The organism is Rubrivirga sp., from assembly GCF_049648075.1.
In the GTDB taxonomy this organism is placed as follows: domain Bacteria; phylum Bacteroidota; class Rhodothermia; order Rhodothermales; family Rubricoccaceae; genus Rubrivirga.
The window spans coordinates 1-2,169 of record NZ_JBARYR010000124.1; the positions used below are offsets into that span (position 1 = coordinate 1).

2 protein-coding genes are annotated in these 2,169 nt (G+C 70.2%); one reads left to right on the forward strand and one right to left on the reverse strand.

Features of this window, described 5'->3' with window-relative positions; translation table 11 throughout:
• The coding region (locus WBA11_RS03480; RefSeq protein WP_424519333.1) for a hypothetical protein at positions 1-297 on the reverse strand (297 nt) is incomplete at its 3' end.
• A 255-nt stretch (positions 298-552) separates the two neighbouring features.
• Between WBA11_RS03480 and WBA11_RS03485 the strand changes: the two genes are divergently transcribed.
• A partial coding sequence (locus tag WBA11_RS03485) for a peptidase MA family metallohydrolase (protein WP_424519334.1) occupies positions 553-2,169 on the forward strand: 1,617 nt, incomplete at its 3' end.

The following is a 2,169-nucleotide window of genomic DNA, read 5'->3' on the forward strand; positions in this document are numbered from 1 at the left end:
CTCGAAGGCGACGCGGCGGACGAGCGGCTCGCCGTCCTCGCCCTCGACCGGGACGTCGACGACCAAGTCGAGCGTGAAGAACGCCGGGCCGGTCCCGAACTCCGGCCACCCGGCCGACGCGGGGACCTCGACCTCGACCTCGGAGCGCATCCGGGCGTCCTCGCGGAGCACCTTGACCAGGTGCCAGGCGAGCTCGTCTTGAACGGCGCCGGGATACGGGGGCTCGTAGTGGGGACCGGTGGCGAGCACTCGAGCCCAATCGGACGGGGTGCCGACGCGGGAGGGAACGGTAGACATGGCAGCAGGGGAGGTGGGAACGGCGTGCCTCGCGCACGCGCACGCGTAGTGTATATAGACAGGGTGCCACCTGACTGTCACACGTACCGAACGGTCTGATACTCGTCCTCGAGGCCGACGAACGGCCGCCGCCGCGCCGACCCCGAGGGCAATCCCGCCGGCTCCGGCGTGACCTGGGCAGGACGACCCCCGGCTTCGCGTTGGGCGATGGCTCGACCTCGAGGTCGCCTACCTTCGAACTCTCCTCGAACGCCCATGCGACGCCTCCTCCTGCTCCTCCTCCTCTCCTCGGCAGTGGGCGCCGACGCCCAGATCGGGTTCAGCGCGTTCAACGGGCGCTCGCACCCTGAGATCGACTGGCAGGTCGCAGAGACGGAGAACTTCGAGATCGTGTACCCGGCACACCTGGCCGGCATCGAGGCCGAGGCCGCGTCCATCGCCGAGGCGAGCTTGGCCGTTCTGGTCCGCAACATGGGGCCGGACTCGGCGGCAGTGTCTTTCGACGACCCGATCCGGCTCTACCTGTCGGACGAGGACGAGATCGCGAACGGGATCGCGTTCAACCTCGGTCCGAGCGGGTTCACGACGATCTGGGTCCACGTCAACGACGCGGCCTCGATCTGGACCGGCGACGTCAAGTGGCTCCGCAAGGTGATCGCCCACGAACTGGCGCACCTGGTCCACTACCGAGCCACGCGATCGAGCCTGGGCACGCTGGGCATCTTCTTCGGCGACCCGTTCCCGAGCTTCTGGACCGAGGGCCTGGCCCAGTACCAGACCGAGGCCTGGGACGCACAGCGGGGCGACCGCTGGCTACGGACGGCGACGTTCGAAGACCGGCTCAACTACAACGACGGCACGAGCCCCCAGAACGGGCGCCTGCGCTACGCGGTCGGGAACAGCCAGGTGCGCTACCTCGCGCAGACCTACGGCGACTCGACGCTGTCCGCGATCCTGGCCCACCGCCGCCCGGCGCTGTTCGGGCTCGCCCGTGTCCACGACTTCTACGACGCGTTTCAGGCCGTCACGGGGCAGAGCTACCGCGCGTTCAACGAGGAGTGGCGGCAACACGTCAACGTGTACTACAACACGCAGGCGGGCCAGATGGAGCGGCTCGACAGCCTCGACGCGAAGCCGTTCTCCCTCCCCGGCCAGGTCGTGTACGACGTCGCGTTCAGCCCCGACACGTCGCGCGTGGCGGCGGTCGTGCTGCCGAGTCTGGCCAGGCCGGTCCGTCGGCTCATCACGGTCTCGAACCCCGGCGCGGACTCGACCGCTCCGCGCGACCTGCGAATCCTGGCCGAGGGCTCCATCGCTGGCCCGGTCTCGTGGTCGCCCGACGGCACCCAGATCGCCTACGCCCGGACGCGCCGAGGCGAGTACGGATCGCTCGTCAACGACCTGTACACCGTCACCACCGACGGCGACATCACGCGCCTGACCACGGACCGCCGCGCCTCATCCCCGTCGTTCGCGCCCGACGGCCGGCGCATCGCGTTCGTCGGCCTCGAGGGCGGAACCGCCAACGTGTTCGTGCTCGACCTCGAGGGCGGACGGGCCGTCACCGGCTCTGAGCGCGCGCTCACGAGCTTCGAGGGCGACACCCAGATTCCGACCGTCCGCTGGGGTCCCACCGGCGACCGCGTCGCGTTCGACCTGTTCGACCTCGAGGGCCGACGCGACCTGGCGACCGTCGAGGTCGAGACCGGCCAAGTCACGCGCCTGGGCACCTCGCCCCGCGTCCGACCGCAGGACCGCGACGACCGGCTCCCCGTTTGGAACGCGGCCGGCGACAGCCTGGCGTTCACGTCGCTCCGGGACCGCGCGCCCAACGCGTTTTTGGTGGACGCCGACCTCGAGGTCGAGACCCCA